Here is a 15,824-nt window from a genome sequence, read left to right as displayed (position 1 = left end):
AGGCGATTGATTTAAGTCATGCCCATGGAACTGACTGCCGCGTACTCTGGCAATCGTTCCAGCAGACGAGGGTTTCCGGGCCGTTCCGGGTACAGGCAAGACGGTGGAGCAACAAGGTGGACCAGCCATGAGCCAACTCACCGACGGTTTCGGACGCAGCTTTCCGTACCTGCGCCTGTCGCTGACCGAAGCCTGCAACTTCCGTTGCAGCTATTGCCTGCCCGACGGTTACCAGGCCGATGGCCGCCCGCGCTTCCTGCAGGTGGATGAAATCGCGCGCCTGGTGCGCGCGTTCGCCGCGCTGGGCATGAGCAAGATCCGCCTGACCGGTGGCGAGCCCAGCCTGCGCAAGGACCTGGACGAGATCATCGCCACCGTGGCGGCAGTGCCGGGCATCCGCAAGGTGGCCATCACCACCAATGGCACGCTGCTGCCGCGGCGCCTGCCGGGCTGGCACCGCGCCGGCCTGACTGCGCTGAACGTAAGCATGGACAGCCTGCAGCGCGAACGCTTCAGGACCATCACCGGGCACGACCGCCTGCCGGAGATCGAACAGGGCCTGGCGCTGGCACAGGCGCTGGGCCTGCCGGCCATCAAGCTCAACGCGGTACTGCTGCGTGGCCTGAACGACGACGAGCTGCCGCAGTGGATGGACTACCTGCGTGACCGTCCTTTCAGCGTGCGCTTCATCGAGCTGATGCGCACCGGCGACAACGAAGCCTATTTCCAGCGCCACCACCTGCGCGCCGACGTGGTGATCGAGCAGCTGCTGGCCGCTGGCTGGCACGAGCGCCCGCGTGCGGCCGATGCCGGCCCGGCGCGTGAGTTCGGCCACCCCGACCATCGCGGCAGCATCGGCATCATCGCCCCGTATTCGCGTGACTTCTGCAAGGGCTGCAACCGCCTGCGGGTGACCGCCAAGGGTGACCTGCGGCTGTGCCTGTTCGGCGAATTCGGCGTTCCGCTGCGCCCGCTGCTGCAGAGCGACGATGACCACGACGCGCTGCTGGCACGCATCACCACACAGCTTGGCCTGAAAGCGGCCGGGCATGGACTGCACCAGGGCCAGACCGGGCTGACCCCGCACCTGGCCTCCATCGGAGGATGAGCAACACGATGAGTGGGGAATTGAATGCGGCCTTCCATATGGCCGATGTCCGCGACAAGCGCATCACCCGCCGCCGCGCGGTGGCGGTGGGCGAGCTGCATGCCGGCCCGGTAGCCTATCCGCTGATTGTCGAGCGCCGCCTGCCCAAGGGCGATGCGCTGGTGATGGCCGAGATTGCCGGCCTGCAGGGCGCCAAGATGGCCTCGATGCTGATGCCGCTGTGCCACCCGCTGCCGCTGGAACTGGTGCAGGTGTTCTGCGCGCCGGTACCGGAACGGCAGGCGATCCGCGTGTGGTGCGAGTGCGCCAGCGAGGCGCGCACCGGCGTGGAGATGGAGGCACTGGCCGGCGTCAACGCGGCACTGCTGACCCTGTACGACCTGAGCAAGCCGGTGGAACCGGCACTGCGCATTGAAGGCATCCGCCTGCTGTTCAAGGAAGGTGGCAAGCGCGGCGTGTGGCTGCACCCGGACGGCATGGACGATGCCGAGCGCGCGCGCTTCAAGCCGCGTGCGCCGAAGGGCCTGGAGGGCGCGGCCTGCGCGGTGATCACGCTGAGTGATCGCGCCAGCGAGGGTGCCTATGAGGATGTCTCTGGCCCGACGCTGGTTGCCGGCGTGAAAAAGCTGGGCGGTGAAGTTGTGGCCGCCGAGGTGTTGCCCGATGGCATCGAGCCGTTGGCGGGCCGCCTGCAGGCGTTGGTGGCCGAGGGTGTGCGCCTGTGCCTGTGTACCGGCGGTACGGGGCTGGGCCCGCGTGACCTGACCCCGGAGGCGCTGCGTTCCTTGAACGCGCGGCCGGTGCATGGCCTGGCGCAGATGGTGCGGGCACTGAGCGCACAGCACACGCCGATGGCCTGGCTGAGCCGCGCCGAGGTGGTGCAGCTGGGCAACATGCTGGTGTTCGCATTGCCAGGCAGCCCGAAGGCGGCGGCGCAGTGCCTCGATATTCTGGCGCCGGTACTTGGCCACGCCCTGGCGATGGTCGATGGTGGTGGCCACTGATGATTGCCTACAGCGAAGCCTTGCAGCATCTGCTGGACGCGGCCACGCCGCTGCCGGCCGAGCACCTGCCGCTGCATGAGGCCGGCGGCCGCACTCTGGCCAGTGACATCATCAGTGGGCAGTCGCTGCCGCCGTTCGACAATTCTGCGATGGACGGTTTCGCGCTGCGCGTCAACGGCGCGACGTTCGAAGCCGGTACCGAATTCGCGGTGCAGGGCTGGCAGGCGGCCGGCGATGCCGGCGCCGAAGGCGGCGAGGGTGCCTGGGAAATCATGACCGGCGCGCGCATGCCGGTTGGGTTGGATACGGTGGTGCCGGTCGAGAACGTGGACGTCCTCGCCAGCGAGGATGGCCGCCCGACCCGCATCGCCTTGAAGGGTACGGTGAAGCCGGGCCAGAACGTACGCCTGCGCGGCCAGGACGTGAGCGACGGCGAGCGCGTGCTGCAGGCCGGGCAGGTGCTGGACATCAATGCGCGCACCCTGCTGCATGCCATCGGCGTGGGCCAGGTGGCGGTGGTGGCACGGCCGAAGGCGGCGGTGATCGCCACCGGCAAGGAGCTGGTGACCGAGGCGGCGCAGACGCTGGAATCCGGCCAGATCCGTGACAGCAACCGGCCGTATCTGGTGGGTCGCCTGCAGGCGGCCGGCGCCGAGGTGGTCTGGCAGGGCACCGTGGGCGATGACGTGGCTGCGTTCAATGCGGTGCTGGATGAAGCGCTGGCTGCCGGCGCGCAGCTGCTGATCAGCACCGGCGCGGTGTCGGCCGGCCGCTACGATTTCGTTCCCGATGCACTGCGTGGCCGTGGTGCGCGCATCGTGTTCCACAAGGTGGCGATCCGCCCGGGCAAGCCGTTGCTGTTCGCGGTGCTGCCCAATGGTGCGCTGTATTTCGGTCTGCCCGGCAACCCGGTCTCGGCCGCTGTGGGCCAGCGCTTCTTCGTGGAGCCGGTGCTGCGCCGCCTGCTGGGGCTGGCACCGGAAGCCGTGTTGCAGCTGCCGCTGCAGGCCGACGTGCGCAAGCCGCCGGGCCTGCGCTTCCACGCGCGAGCACGGGTGGAAGTGGACGCACAGGGCCGCCTGAGTGCGCGCGTGCTGTCCGGGCAAGAGTCGTTCCGTTTGATGTCCATGCTGCAGGCCAACGCCTGGGTGGTGCTGGAGGCCGAGGGAGACCTGGCCAGCGCTGGTACCTACGTGGGCGTGCAGGGCTGGGGTCACCATGACCCGGTGCAGCTGGCGAATCAGGAGTCATGATGAAACAGGTGAATCTGCAGCTGTTCGGTGCGTTTTCCGATCTGGATGCCAGCCGCGAGATCGCGGTGGAGGTGGTCGGGGACACCGTGGCCGACCTGCGCCAGGCGTTGCGCGAGTTGCTGCCGGTGCGTTGGCCAGGATTCCGCGCGGGCCTGCTGGACTACTCGGCGTTCGCCGACCAGCAACGCGTGCTGCGTGACCACGAGGCGCTGCCCGACGATGGCCGGGTGGCGATCCTGCCGCCGGTAAGCGGGGGCTGAGCGATGAGCGAGAAGATCATCGCCAAAGTGGTGGATCGCGCGCAGGCGTCGATCGATCCGGCCGAGGGCATCGCTGCGGTGTCCGATCCGGGTTTCGGTGGCATCGATGTGTTCATCGGCAAGGTGCGCGACGTCAACATCGGCCGGTCGGTGAACGGGATTACCTATGACCTGTTCGAGCCGCTGGTGCTGAACGAGTTCAAGCGCCTGGCCGCCGAGGTCGAGGCGACGTTCGGTCCGAAGCTGAAGCTGTATGTGGCCCATGCCAAGGGCCGGTTGGGCATTGGCGATGTGGCGGTGGTGGTGGCGGCGGGCAGCCCGCACCGTGATGAAGCGTTCCGCGCGTGCCGGCAGTTGATCGAGGCGGTGAAACACCAGTGCCCGATCTGGAAGCAGGAACATTACGAGGACGGCGACAGCGAGTGGAGCGAGGGCTGCAGCCTGTGCCACGCGGACAGCGAACCCGCACACGCCCATGACCATGCGCACGACCACCACCATTGAGTCCGCTGCAGCCACGCATGGCGTGGCTCTACCACCGAATGTCTGGATGGCCGTGGGGTTCAGTAGATGCACGCCATGCGTGGATGGGGCCGTTCCCGCGTATCCAACCGGCGCAGCCACGCATGGTGTGGCTCTACCATGAATGGAACCATCAACGGCATCGTGCTGGCCGGCGGCCTGTCCAGCCGGATGGGGCGCGACAAGGCGCTGCTGCCGTGGCAGGGGCGCACGCTGCTGGAACACATGCGTGGCCTGCTGCTGCAGGCCGGCGCCGAACGGGTGTGGGTGAGCGGCGACTATCCGGCCTTCGGCGGCATCCCCGATCAGGTGGCGCGCTGCGGTCCCCTGGGTGGACTGCACAGCGTGATGCAGCAGATGCCCGATAGCCTAGCCTGGGTGGTAGCGGTGGACACGCCGTTGCTGGCACCGCGGCTGCTGCAACGGTTGGCCGCCGAGGGGCGGGGCGCATGTACGATCTTTGACGGGCATCCCTTTCCCATGCTGTTGAATGTGGACAATGCCACTCGTAGCGTGCTGGCCGCGATGCTGGATGATGCGCAGGGGCCGCGCTCGGTACAGGCCTTCCAGCGTCGCCTGCAGATGCACGTGCTGGCGCTGGAAAGCGTTGACGAAGCCTGCCTGGTCAACTGCAATACCCCCGAACAATGGGAGGATGTTGCGTCATGAAAGTGCAGTTGCAGGATCAATCAGTACGGCTTCGCCTGGACGAGGCCGAACTGGCGCGCCTGCTGGCCGGTGAATCGGTCGAGAACATGACCCGCTTTGGCGGCATCGAGGGCTGGGGCATGGCGGTGTCGCTGCATGGCGGCGATCAACCGGTGCTGCTCGATGGCGGCACCTTCTGCCGCCTGGTACTGCCGCGCCCGGCCGTCGAGGCCTTGGCGGCGCGGCTGCCGTGCCGGGATGGGCTGCCGTTCGACATTGCCCTGGAAGATGGCGGCCAGCTTCAGCTGCAGTTCGATGTGGACGTGCGCGACAGCGTGCGCCAGCGCGGGGTGACCCGCCGCAACACCGCTTCACCGGTTTGACATTTGTCAGGGGCACGGCTGAAACCGGCCCCTGATTGATCCAGATCAACCCCGTCGTTGTTGCTGCGCGGCCTAATGGCTGCATGACGACGGGTCACAACTTGAAACGCAGTACCCACGTCATTCCACAGCCTTGGAGCCATGTATGACCGTCGGTAGCGATCCTGTTGTCCGCAGCACTGCCCGTCCGGGTCGCGTCATCAGCGACTGGACGCCGGAAGATCCCGGCTACTGGGAGCGCACCGGCAAGCGGGTCGCCACCCGCAACCTGGTCATCTCGATCCCCTCGCTGCTGCTGGCCTTCTCGGTCTGGGTGCTGTTCTCGGCGGTGTCGATCAGCCTGCCGAAGATCGGTTTCAACTTCAGCACCGACCAGCTGTTCTGGCTGGTGGCGCTGCCCAGCCTGTCCGGCGCCACGCTGCGCATCTTCTATTCGTTCGTGATCCCGATCTTCGGCGGCCGCCGCTGGACCGCGCTGTCCACGGCCTCGCTGCTGGCGCCGACGCTCTGGCTCGGCTTTGCGGTACAGAACCCGGCCACGCCGTACGGGGTGTTCGTGGCCATTGCGATCCTGTGTGGGTTCGGTGGCGCGAACTTCTCCTCGTCGATGTCCAACATCTCCTTCTTCTACCCCAAGCAGAAGCAGGGCCTTGCGCTGGGCCTGAACGCCGGCCTCGGCAACGTGGGCGTGTCGGTGGCGCAGGCGGTGATTCCGCTGGTCATCACCGTGGGCGTGTTCGGTGCGCTGGGTGGTGCACCGCAGCCCACGGCGGAGGGCGGGGCGCCGTTGTTCCTGCAGAACGCCGGCTTCATCTGGGTGCCGGCCATCGCGCTGTGCGCCATCGCGGCCTGGTTCGGCATGAACGACCTGACCAGCGCCCGCTCGTCGTTCTCCGAGCAGGCGGTGATCTTCCGCCGCAAGCACAACTGGCTGATGTGCTGGTTGTACATCGGCACCTTCGGTTCCTACATCGGTTTCTCGGCCGGCTTCCCGATGCTGGTGAAGAGCCAGTTCCCGGACGTGAACCCGCTGGCCTACGCCTTCATCGGCCCGCTGCTGGGCGCATTGATGCGCTCGGTGGGTGGCAGCATGGCCGACCGCTGGGGCGGCGCACGCCTGACCTTCTGGGTGTTCGCGCTGATGATCGCGGCGGTGTTCGGCGTGCTGCACTTCCTGCCCAGTCACGGCCAGGGCGGCAACTTCCATGGCTTCCTGCTCAGCTTCATGGCGCTGTTCGTGCTCAGTGGCATCGGCAACGGCACCACCTTCCGCATGATTCCGGTGATCTTCCGCACCCTGCATGAGCGCTGGTCGGCCAACGACAACGCCGAAGGCAAGGCCTCGGCCGCGCACCAGGCCAGCATCGAGTCGGCCGCGGTGGTCGGTTTCTCCGGTGCGATCGGTGCCTATGGCGGTTTCTTCATTCCCAAGAGCTACGGCTCGTCCATCACCTTGACCGGCAGCCCCGACATGGCGCTGTACGGATTCGTTGTTTTCTACGTCACCTGCCTGGCCGTGACCTGGTGGTGGTACTACCGGCGCGGTGCCGAGACACCCTGCTGACGACATGAAAACGCACCGCAGCCAGATGACACACACAGCCACGATGCCGATGTCCGCAAAGGGAGATCCCCGATGAGTTATTTCCTCGATCGCTTGCAGTTCTTCAAGCGTGACCCCCAGACCTTTGCCGATGGCCACGGATTCGCCAAGAGCGAAGGCCGTGACTGGGAAAACAGCTACCGCGCCCGCTGGCAGTACGACAAGATCGTGCGTTCCACCCACGGCGTGAACTGCACCGGTTCGTGCAGCTGGAAGATCTACGTCAAGAACGGCCTGGTCACCTGGGAAACCCAGCAGACCGACTACCCGCGTACGCGCCCGGACCTGCCCAACCACGAACCACGTGGCTGCCCGCGTGGCGCCAGCTATTCCTGGTACCTGTACAGCGCCAACCGGCTGAAGTACCCGCTGATCCGCGGCACGCTGCTGCGCCTGTGGCGCGAAGCGCGCAAGAGCAAGGCCCCGGTCGATGCGTGGGCCAGCATCGTGGAGGACAAGGAGAAGGCGCGTTCGTACAAGACCCGCCGCGGCATGGGCGGCTTCGTGCGCCTGCAGTGGGAAGAGGCCAACGAGATCATCGCCGCCTCCAACCTGTACACGGTGAAGCAGTACGGCCCGGACCGCGTGGTCGGATTCTCGCCGATTCCGGCGATGTCGATGGTGTCCTATGCCGCCGGCGCGCGCTACCTGTCGCTGCTGGGCGGCGCCTGCCTGTCCTTCTACGACTGGTACTGCGATCTGCCGCCGGCCTCGCCGCAGATCTGGGGCGAGCAGACCGACGTGCCCGAATCGGCCGACTGGTACAACAGCCGTTACATCATCGCCTGGGGCTCCAACGTGCCGCAGACGCGTACGCCCGATGCGCACTTCTTCACCGAGGCGCGCTACAACGGCACCAAGACGGTGGCGATCTGCCCGGACTATTCCGAGCTGGCCAAGCTGACCGATCACTGGCTGCACCCCAAGCAGGGCACCGATGCGGCGCTGGCCTTCGCCTTCGGCCATGTGATCCTGCGCGAGTTCCACGTCGATTCGCCCTCGCAGTACTTCCAGGACTACTGCCGGCAGTACTCGGACATGCCGATGCTGGTGCGACTGGAACGCCGCGACGATGGCCGTCTGGTAGCGGGCCGGTTCCTGCGTGCGAGCGAGCTGGGTGGCCTGGGTGAAGCCAATAATCCGGACTGGAAGACGCTGGCTTTGGACGAGAGCAGCGGCCAGATCGTGGTGCCCAACGGTTCGATCGGCTTCCGCTGGGGCGAGAAGGGCAAGTGGAACATCGAGGAGAAGGAAAGCAATGGCGCCGATACGCGCCTGCGCCTGAGCTTGGCCGACACCCATGAGGGCATCGAGGCGGTCAGCTTCCCGTACTTCGGTGGCATCGAGTCGGAGGGCTGGACCGCTGCGCCGGCCGACGACGTGCTTGAGCGCAACATCCCGGTGCGCCGCCTGGCCCTGGCCGAAGGCGGCGAGACCCTGGTGGCCACGGTCTACGACCTGCTGCTGGCCCAGTACGGCGTGGACCGTGGCTTTGGCGGCAGCAACGTGGCATCGAGCTTCGACGACATGGTGCCGGGCACCCCGGCCTGGCAGGAACGCATCACCGGCGTGTCGCGTGCGGAAGTGATCGAGATCGCCCGCGAGTTCGCCCGTACCGCCGACAAGACCCATGGCCGTTCGATGATCATCGTCGGCGCCGGCATGAACCACTGGTTCCACAACGACATGAACTACCGTGGCCTGATCAACATGTTGATCATGTGCGGTTGCGTGGGCCAGACCGGTGGCGGCTGGGCGCACTACGTGGGTCAGGAAAAGCTGCGCCCGCAGACCGGCTGGCAGCCGCTGGCCTTCGGCCTGGACTGGAGTCGGCCACCGCGTCACATGAACGGCACCTCGTTCTTCTACTTCAACACCGGGCAATGGCGCTACGAGAAGCTGCCGGTGGATGAGCTGCTGTCGCCGCTGGCGGATGCGAGCAAGTACAGCGGCAGCCTGGCCGACCTGAACCTGCGTGCGGTGCGCATGGGCTGGCTGCCGAGCGCACCGCAGCTGGACCGCAACCCGCTGCAGCTGGTGCGCGAGGCCGAAGCGGCCGGCGTGGCCCCGGCCGACTATGCGCTGGGCAAGTTCAAGGATGGTTCGCTGGACTTCGCCTTTGCTGATCCGGACGCGCAGCAGAACCACCCGCGCATGATGTTCATCTGGCGCTCGAACCTGCTCGGTTCCTCGGGCAAGGGCCACGAATACATGCTGCGGCACCTGCTGGGTACGCGCCACGGCCTGCAGGGCAAGGACCTGGGCGAGATGGGCGCGGTCAAGCCGGAGGAAGTGAAGTGGCGCGACGAAGCGCCGGAAGGAAAGCTCGACCTGCTGGTGACGCTGGACTTCCGCATGTGCACCACCGCGCTGTACTCGGACATCGTGCTGCCCACGGCCACCTGGTACGAGAAGGACGATCTCAACACGTCGGACATGCACCCGTTCATCCACCCGCTGTCGAAGGCGGTGGATCCGGCCTGGGAATCGCGCAGTGATTGGGAGATCTTCAAGGAGGTTGCCCGCACCGTGAGCGAGATGGCGCCCGGTGTGCTGGGGGTGGAGAAGGACCTGGTGCTGGTGCCGACCCTGCATGACACCCCCAACGAGCTGGGCATGCCGTTCGGCGTGGCTGATTGGAAGAAGGGCGAGTGCGAGGCCATTCCGGGCCAGACCATGCCGTCGATGACGGTCGTGGAGCGCGACTACCCCAATCTGTACCGCAAGTTCACCTCGCTGGGCCCGCTGCTGGACAAGCTGGGCAATGGCGGCAAGGGCATGAGCTGGGACACGAAGCACGAAGTCGAATTCCTCGGCAAGCTCAACCACACCGTGCACGACGCGGGCGTGAGCCAGGGCCGTCCGGCCATTTCGACCGCGATCGACGCGGCCGAGGTGATCCTGCACCTGGCGCCGGAGACCAACGGCCACGTCGCAGTGAAGGCGTGGGAATCGCTGGGCACGTTCACCGGCCGCGAGCACACCCACCTGGCGGTGGGCAAGGAGCACGAGGCGATCCGCTTCCGTGACATCCAGGCACAGCCGCGCAAGATCATTTCCTCGCCGATCTGGTCGGGCCTGGAAGACGACAACGTCAGCTACAACGCCGGCTATACCAACGTGCACGAGCTGATTCCGTGGCGCACGGTGACCGGTCGCCAGCAGTTCTACCAGGACCACGAGTGGATGATCGACTTCGGCGAGGCCTTCATGGGCTACCGGCCGCCGGTCAACACGCGCACGGTGGAGCCGCTGCTGAACCAGCGCCCGAACGGCAACAAGGAGATCGTGCTGAACTGGATCACGCCACACCAGAAGTGGGGCATCCACAGCACCTACAGCGACAACCTGATCATGCAGACGCTGTCGCGCGGTGGCCCGATCGTGTGGATCAGCGAGGACGACGCGCGCAGCGCCGGCATCGTCGACAACGACTGGATCGAGCTGTTCAACGTCAACGGTGCGATTGCCGCACGTGCGGTGGTCAGCCAGCGCGTGATGCCGGGCATGGCGATGATGTATCACGCCCAGGAACGCATCATCAACGTGCCGGGCTCGGAGATTTCCGGGACCCGCGGCGGCATCCACAACTCGGTGACCCGCATTGTGCTCAAGCCCACCCACATGATCGGCGGCTACGCGCAGCTGGCCTACGGTTTCAACTACTACGGCACCTGCGGCACCAACCGCGACGAGTTCGTGATCGTGCGCAAGATGGACAAGATCGATTGGTTGGACGATGAGCAGCCCGCTGGTGCTTCGGCATCGGCCAGCAAGGAGGTGGTGTGATGAAGGTCCGTGCACAGATCGCGATGGTGCTGAACCTGGACAAGTGCATCGGCTGCCATACCTGCTCGATCACCTGCAAGAACGTCTGGACCTCGCGCGAGGGCGTCGAGTATGCCTGGTTCAACAACGTGGAAACCAAGCCGGGCATCGGCTACCCGAAGGAATGGGAAAACCAGGACAAGTGGAACGGCGGCTGGGTGCGTACCCGCGCCGGCAAGCTGGTGCCACGCGCCGGTGGCCGCTGGCGCATGCTGGCCAAGATCTTCGCCAATCCGGATCTGCCGCAGATCGACGACTACTACGAGCCGTTCGATTTCGACTACCAGAACCTGCACACCGCCAAGGACAGCCAGCACCAGCCCACCGCGCGGCCGCGTTCGCTGATCAGTGGCGAGCGCATGCAGAAGATCGAGTGGGGCCCGAACTGGGAGGAGATCCTCGGTTCTGAGTTCAGCAAGCGCTCGCGCGACTACAACTTCGACCAGGTGCAGAAGGAGATCTACGGCGCCTTCGAGAAGACCTTCATGATGTACCTGCCGCGCCTGTGCGAGCACTGCCTGAACCCTGCGTGCGTATCGGCCTGCCCGTCGGGTGCGATCTACAAGCGCGAGGAAGACGGCATCGTGCTGATCGACCAGGACAAGTGCCGCGGCTGGCGCATGTGCGTGTCGGCCTGTCCGTACAAGAAGATCTACTACAACTGGAAGAGCGGCAAGTCGGAGAAGTGCATCTTCTGCTACCCGCGCATCGAGATGGGTGAGCCGACCGTGTGTTCGGAAACCTGCGTGGGCCGCATCCGCTACCTGGGCGTGATGCTGTACGACGCCGACCGCATCGCTGAGGCCGCCTCGGTGGCCGCCGAGAAGGACCTGTACCAGGCCCACCTGGACATCTTCCTGGACCCGAATGACCCGGCGGTGATCGCCGCCGCGCGCGCCGAGGGCATCCCGGACAGCTGGCTGGATGCGGCCAAGCAGTCGCCGGTGTACAAGCTGGCGATCGACTGGAAGCTGGCGCTGCCACTGCACCCGGAATACCGCACGCTGCCGATGGTCTGGTACGTACCGCCGCTGTCGCCGATCCAGTCCGCCGCCGAACGTGGCCGCGTGGGCATGAGCGGTGAGCTGCCGGACGTGGCCTCGCTGCGCATCCCGATGCGCTACCTGGCCAACCTGCTGACGGCGGGTGACGAAGCGCCGGTGGTACGCGCACTGGAGCGTCTGATGGCGATGCGTGCCTGGCGCCGGGCCAAGAACGTGGACGGCGTGGAAGACACCGCCGTGCTGGAACAGACCGGGCTGAGTATCGCCCAGGTGGAAGAGATGTACCGCTACCTGGCCATCGCCAACTATGAGGACCGTTTCGTGATTCCGACCGGCCACCGCGAGTATGCCAACGATGCATTCGGCGAGCGCGGCGGCTGCGGCTTCACCTTCGGCAACGGCTGCAATGGTGACAGCCCGGCCGACCTGTTCGGGCAGCGCAAGACGACCACCTTCGTGGTGGACAAGGGCCCGAACCACCGCCGCAAGGAGGTGGTGTGATGAGCGTGCTCAAGCTGGTCGGGGTGTTGCTGGATTACCCCCGTGAAGAACTATGGCAGCACGGCGAGGAACTCCTCGCCGCGTGCGACGACCCGGCGCTGGGCGCCGCCCGCCGCCAGCAGCTGCGCAGCTTCGTGCAGCAGCTGCTGGCTACCGATGCGCTGGATGCGCAGGCGGCGTGGCTGGCCAGTTTCGACCGCGGCCGCTCGATGAGCCTGCTGCTGTTCGAACACATCCATGGCGAGTCGCGCGACCGCGGCCAGGCCATGGTCGATCTGGTCGAGACCTACCGCCGCAACGGCTTCGAACTGGATGCGCGCGAGCTGCCGGACTACCTGCCGCTGCTGCTGGAGTTCCTGGCCCATCGCCCTGGCAGCGAGGCCCGCGAGTGGCTGCACCACATCGGCCATATCGCCGGGATGCTGGCGGCGCGTGCCGCCGAGCGTGAGCTGCCGCACCGGGTGCTGTTCGAGATCCTGGTCGAAGCCGGCGACGGCAAGGCCGATCTGCAGGCGCTGCGCCAGCGTGCCAGCGAGGAAGTCCGCGACGATACCGCCGAGGCCATGGACCGCTTGTGGGAGGAGGAGGCGGTGCGCTTCGGCGCCGAAGCCCCTGCCGAGGACTGCAAGCCGCCCGTGCGTTCGCCGGCCCGTCCTTCGCATCGAGAGGTCCAGCCATGAGTTACTCCCTGCATCAATTCGCCTTCCAGTACTACCCGTACATCGCCGTGGCGGTGCTGCTGATCGGCAGCTGGGCCCGCTACGACAAGGCCATGTATACCTGGCGCACCGGCTCCAGCCAGATGCTGTCGGACAAGGGCATGCGGATCGGCAGCAACTGCTTCCACATCGGCATCCTGGCCATCCTCGGTGGCCATCTGGTCGGCCTGCTGACCCCGCATGCGGTGTACGAGCACTTCATCACGTCGTCGCAGAAGCAGATGCTGGCGATGGTGGTGGGCGGCGTGTTCGGCGCGCTGTGCTTCATCGGCATCAGCATCCTGTTGGTACGCCGCTTGTTCAATGCGCGGGTACGGGCCACCGGCAGTTTCGGTGACACCCTGGTGCTGGTGCTGCTGTTCGCCCAGCTGTGCCTGGGCCTGTACAGCATCCGCGTCTCGTCCGGACACCTGGACGGTGGGGTGATGGTGCAGCTGGCCGAATGGGCGCAGCACATCGTGACCTTCCGCGCCGGTGCCGCCGACTACATCGAGGGCGTCAGCTGGGTCTACAAGATGCACATCTTCCTGGGCCTGACCCTGTTCCTGATCGCGCCGTTCACCCGCCTGGTGCACGTGTGGAGCATTCCGATCAGCTACCTGTGGCGGCCGTACCAGGTGGTGCGCCGCCGCCAGGCCACGCTGCGCTACGGTCCGCGGGAGTAAACCATGGGCAGCCTGCCGAAATTCCTGCCGATCACCGTGATCGACTCCACCGCACCGGTGCCTGCCGAGGCGCATTCGCATCACCACGACGCGGCAGAGCAGGGGCCGCGCTCGCTCGGGCAGCCGGCACCGTGCCGGCTGTTCGTGGACGAGACCGCGATCAGCGAGGCCGACATCGCCCGCGAGATGCAGCACCATCGGGCGATGCGCCCGGAACAGTCACGCGCCGAAGCGGCGCGTGCCCTGGTGGTGCGCGAGCTGCTGCGTCTGGAAGCGCAGCGGCTGGGCCTGCAGGCGCCGGAGGGCAACCGGGTCAGCGACGAGGAAGTGCTGATCCAGCAACTGCTGGAAGACGCGATCGAAGACCGCGTGCCGACCGACGAGGACTGCCGCCGCTACTTTGAGCAGAACCCGGAGCGCTTCCGCTCGCCTGACCGCGTGCGCCTGCGCCATATCCTGCTGGCGGCGGCGGCCGACGACGTGGCCGGGCGCTTCGCCGCACGCACCGAAGGCGAGCGGCTGGTCGGACTGCTGAAGGAGTCGCCGCACCTGTTCGCCGATTTTGCTCTGCGCCATTCGCGCTGCCCCTCCAGCAGCGAGGGCGGCGACCTGGGCTGGTTGCAGCGCGGGCAGACCACACCGGAGTTCGACCGCCAGGTGTTCCGCCTGCGCGAGGGCCTGGCTGGATTCCCGGTGGAATCGCGCTGGGGCTACCACGTGGTCTGCGTCGATGCCCGCGAGGAAGGCCAGCCACAGCCGTTCGAGGCGGTGCTGCCGCAGCTGCGTGATTACCTGGAACTGCAGGTGCGCCAGCGCGAGGTGCAGGCCTACCTGCTGCAGCTGCAGGAGCGCTACCCGGTGCGCGGGCTGGACGAAATCGAAGCCGAAGCAGACATCGGCTGACCCCCATTGAACGAGGAGACCCTATGAACCAGGCCCTTGCCCCCGCCAGTGCCGGGCAGCAGCAGCGTGCGCTGTGGTTGAGCACGTTCGCCTTCACCGTGTGCTTCGCGGTGTGGATGATCTTTTCGATCATCGGTATCCAGATCAGTCAACAGCTCGGTTTGAGTGACACCCAGTTCGGCCTGTTGATCGCCACGCCGGTACTGACCGGTTCGGTCAGCCGCGTCTTCCTCGGCATCTGGTCCGACCAGTTCGGTGGCCGCAAGGTGATGGTGCTGGTGATGCTGTGTGGCGCAGTGGCCACCTGGATGCTGACCTATGCGCAGACCTACACCCAGTTCCTGATCGCCGCGCTGTGCGTGGGCATCGCCGGCGGCAACTTCTCGGTGGGCGTGGCCTACGTATCGAAGTGGTTCCCGGCCAGCAAGCAGGGCACCGCGTTGGGCATCTTTGGTGCCGGCAACATCGGCTCGGCGGTGACCAAGCTGCTGGCGCCGCTGGTGATGGTGGCCGCCGGCTGGACCATGGTCGCCAAGGTCTGGGCGGTCGCGCTGGCGGTCACGGCTGTGCTGTTCTTCCTCTTCAGCAAGGAAGACCCGTCACTGGAGCAGCGCCGCCGCGAGGGCGTGAAGCCGGTGCCGTTCGCCGAGCAGGTGGCGCCGCTGAAAAACCTGCAGGTGTGGCGGTTCTCGCTGTACTACTTCTTCGTGTTCGGTGGCTTCGTGGCGCTGGCGCTGTGGCTGCCGCACTATCTGGTGGGCGCCTACGGCATGGACGTGGGGCACGCCGGCATGCTGGCGGCGTGCTACTCGATCCCGGCCAGCCTGTTCCGCGTGGTCGGTGGCTGGATGTCGGACCGGATGGGCGCGCGGCGGGTGATGTACTGGACCTTCGGCGTGTCGGCCATCTGCACCTTCCTGCTGGCCTATCCGGATACCGAATATGTGGTGAAGGGCATCCACGGCCCGATCCACTTCCATCTGGCCATCGGCGTGGTGATGTTCACCGTGCTGGTGTTCGTGCTGGGCTTCTTCATGTCGCTGGGCAAGGCAGCGGTCTACAAGCACATTCCGGTGTACTACCCCAAGCACGTGGGTGCAGTGGGCGGTGTGGTCGGCATGATCGGCGGCCTGGGTGGCTTCATCCTGCCGATCGTGTTCGGGGCATTGAACGATGCCGTGGGCATCTGGAGCAGTTGTTTCATGCTGCTGTTCGTGCTGGTGGCGGCTGCACTGGCGTGGATGCACTTTGCTATTCGCCGCATGGAGCGCCGTCACTTCCCGCAGATCGACCGCGAGACCGACCTGCCCGAAGCCATCGATGCGGCCGCCGCCGAGCGGGTGCGCGGTAGGTGAACGGGGTTGCCGGCCAGCGGCCGGCACTACCGGAACGGTGCGCGGTGGGTGGAGGGGGTTGCCGGCCA

14 protein-coding genes are annotated in these 15,824 nt (G+C 66.4%); all 14 read left to right on the top strand.

Annotated features, from left to right (window positions below; translation table 11 throughout):
• Positions 1–127: 127 nt before the first annotated feature.
• The 14 genes from moaA (at position 128) to ACZK3W_RS12720 (ending at position 15,756) form a co-directional block, all read left to right on the top strand.
• Entirely contained in the window at positions 128–1,108 is a 981-nt protein-coding gene (gene moaA / locus ACZK3W_RS12785; protein WP_008265266.1) for a GTP 3',8-cyclase MoaA, read from the top strand.
• A gap of 8 nt (positions 1,109–1,116) precedes the next feature.
• Positions 1,117–2,112: a bifunctional molybdenum cofactor biosynthesis protein MoaC/MoaB gene (moaCB, locus tag ACZK3W_RS12780; protein WP_478449973.1), complete on the top strand. Its 996-nt coding sequence runs from the start codon at positions 1,117–1,119 to the stop codon at positions 2,110–2,112.
• Positions 2,112–3,365, top strand: a complete 1,254-nt coding sequence (locus ACZK3W_RS12775) for a molybdopterin-binding protein (protein WP_197617300.1) — start codon at positions 2,112–2,114, stop codon at positions 3,363–3,365. The genes moaCB and ACZK3W_RS12775 overlap by 1 nt, the downstream gene beginning before the upstream one ends.
• A complete protein-coding gene (locus tag ACZK3W_RS12770) occupies positions 3,365–3,625 on the top strand; it encodes a MoaD/ThiS family protein (protein ID WP_197617302.1) in 261 nt (86 codons plus the stop codon). Before ACZK3W_RS12775 ends, ACZK3W_RS12770 begins: the two co-directional genes overlap by 1 nt.
• A gap of 3 nt (positions 3,626–3,628) precedes the next feature.
• Positions 3,629–4,129: a molybdenum cofactor biosynthesis protein MoaE gene (locus ACZK3W_RS12765; RefSeq protein ID WP_197617304.1), complete on the top strand. Its 501-nt coding sequence runs from the start codon at positions 3,629–3,631 to the stop codon at positions 4,127–4,129.
• A 138-nt stretch (positions 4,130–4,267) separates the two neighbouring features.
• Positions 4,268–4,816, top strand: a complete 549-nt coding sequence (gene mobA, locus ACZK3W_RS12760; protein ID WP_197617306.1) for a molybdenum cofactor guanylyltransferase — start codon at positions 4,268–4,270, stop codon at positions 4,814–4,816.
• Positions 4,813–5,178 carry a hypothetical protein gene (locus ACZK3W_RS12755; RefSeq protein ID WP_012511276.1) on the top strand — a complete coding sequence of 122 codons (366 nt, stop codon included), beginning with the start codon at positions 4,813–4,815 and terminating at the stop codon, positions 5,176–5,178. Before mobA ends, ACZK3W_RS12755 begins: the two co-directional genes overlap by 4 nt.
• A gap of 145 nt (positions 5,179–5,323) precedes the next feature.
• Complete coding sequence (locus ACZK3W_RS12750) at positions 5,324–6,742, top strand: NarK family nitrate/nitrite MFS transporter (protein ID WP_197617308.1); 1,419 nt, start codon at positions 5,324–5,326, stop codon at positions 6,740–6,742.
• 72 nt (positions 6,743–6,814) lie between these two features.
• Entirely contained in the window at positions 6,815–10,570 is a 3,756-nt protein-coding gene (locus ACZK3W_RS12745) for a nitrate reductase subunit alpha (RefSeq protein ID WP_478449970.1), read from the top strand.
• On the top strand, positions 10,570–12,114 hold the full coding sequence (narH, locus tag ACZK3W_RS12740) for a nitrate reductase subunit beta (RefSeq protein WP_197617312.1): 1,545 nt from the start codon (positions 10,570–10,572) through the stop codon (positions 12,112–12,114). Before ACZK3W_RS12745 ends, narH begins: the two co-directional genes overlap by 1 nt.
• The gene (gene narJ / locus ACZK3W_RS12735) at positions 12,114–12,794 is read left to right on the top strand and encodes a nitrate reductase molybdenum cofactor assembly chaperone (RefSeq protein WP_065723459.1); all 681 of its coding nucleotides are present in this window, start codon (positions 12,114–12,116) and stop codon (positions 12,792–12,794) included. The genes narH and narJ overlap by 1 nt, the downstream gene beginning before the upstream one ends.
• Positions 12,791–13,498, top strand: a complete 708-nt coding sequence (gene narI / locus ACZK3W_RS12730; protein ID WP_099553434.1) for a respiratory nitrate reductase subunit gamma — start codon at positions 12,791–12,793, stop codon at positions 13,496–13,498. Before narJ ends, narI begins: the two co-directional genes overlap by 4 nt.
• 3 nt (positions 13,499–13,501) lie before the next feature.
• Entirely contained in the window at positions 13,502–14,401 is a 900-nt protein-coding gene (locus ACZK3W_RS12725; protein WP_197617314.1) for a peptidylprolyl isomerase, read from the top strand.
• Between the two features lie 23 nt (positions 14,402–14,424).
• Positions 14,425–15,756, top strand: a complete 1,332-nt coding sequence (locus ACZK3W_RS12720) for an MFS transporter (RefSeq protein WP_197617316.1) — start codon at positions 14,425–14,427, stop codon at positions 15,754–15,756.
• Positions 15,757–15,824 lie beyond the last annotated feature (68 nt).

The sequence above is a fragment of the Stenotrophomonas sp. 80084_Sma genome (genome assembly GCF_056481995.1).
The sequence above is the reverse complement of the archived record's forward strand: the minus strand, read 5'-3'. Positions and strand labels throughout refer to the sequence as shown.

Bases quoted from the DNA above. Each gene is read 5' to 3' on its own strand.
- moaA (WP_008265266.1), top strand. From the start codon at position 128: ATGAGCCAACTCACCGACGGTTTCGGACGCAGCTTTCCGTACCTGCGC.
- moaCB (WP_478449973.1), top strand. From the start codon at position 1,117: ATGAGTGGGGAATTGAATGCGGCCTTCCATATGGCCGATGTCCGCGAC.
- ACZK3W_RS12775 (WP_197617300.1), top strand. From the start codon at position 2,112: ATGATTGCCTACAGCGAAGCCTTGCAGCATCTGCTGGACGCGGCCACG.
- ACZK3W_RS12770 (WP_197617302.1), top strand. From the start codon at position 3,365: ATGAAACAGGTGAATCTGCAGCTGTTCGGTGCGTTTTCCGATCTGGAT.
- ACZK3W_RS12765 (WP_197617304.1), top strand. From the start codon at position 3,629: ATGAGCGAGAAGATCATCGCCAAAGTGGTGGATCGCGCGCAGGCGTCG.
- mobA (WP_197617306.1), top strand. From the start codon at position 4,268: ATGAATGGAACCATCAACGGCATCGTGCTGGCCGGCGGCCTGTCCAGC.
- ACZK3W_RS12755 (WP_012511276.1), top strand. From the start codon at position 4,813: ATGAAAGTGCAGTTGCAGGATCAATCAGTACGGCTTCGCCTGGACGAG.
- ACZK3W_RS12750 (WP_197617308.1), top strand. From the start codon at position 5,324: ATGACCGTCGGTAGCGATCCTGTTGTCCGCAGCACTGCCCGTCCGGGT.
- ACZK3W_RS12745 (WP_478449970.1), top strand. From the start codon at position 6,815: ATGAGTTATTTCCTCGATCGCTTGCAGTTCTTCAAGCGTGACCCCCAG.
- narH (WP_197617312.1), top strand. From the start codon at position 10,570: ATGAAGGTCCGTGCACAGATCGCGATGGTGCTGAACCTGGACAAGTGC.
- narJ (WP_065723459.1), top strand. From the start codon at position 12,114: ATGAGCGTGCTCAAGCTGGTCGGGGTGTTGCTGGATTACCCCCGTGAA.
- narI (WP_099553434.1), top strand. From the start codon at position 12,791: ATGAGTTACTCCCTGCATCAATTCGCCTTCCAGTACTACCCGTACATC.
- ACZK3W_RS12725 (WP_197617314.1), top strand. From the start codon at position 13,502: ATGGGCAGCCTGCCGAAATTCCTGCCGATCACCGTGATCGACTCCACC.
- ACZK3W_RS12720 (WP_197617316.1), top strand. From the start codon at position 14,425: ATGAACCAGGCCCTTGCCCCCGCCAGTGCCGGGCAGCAGCAGCGTGCG.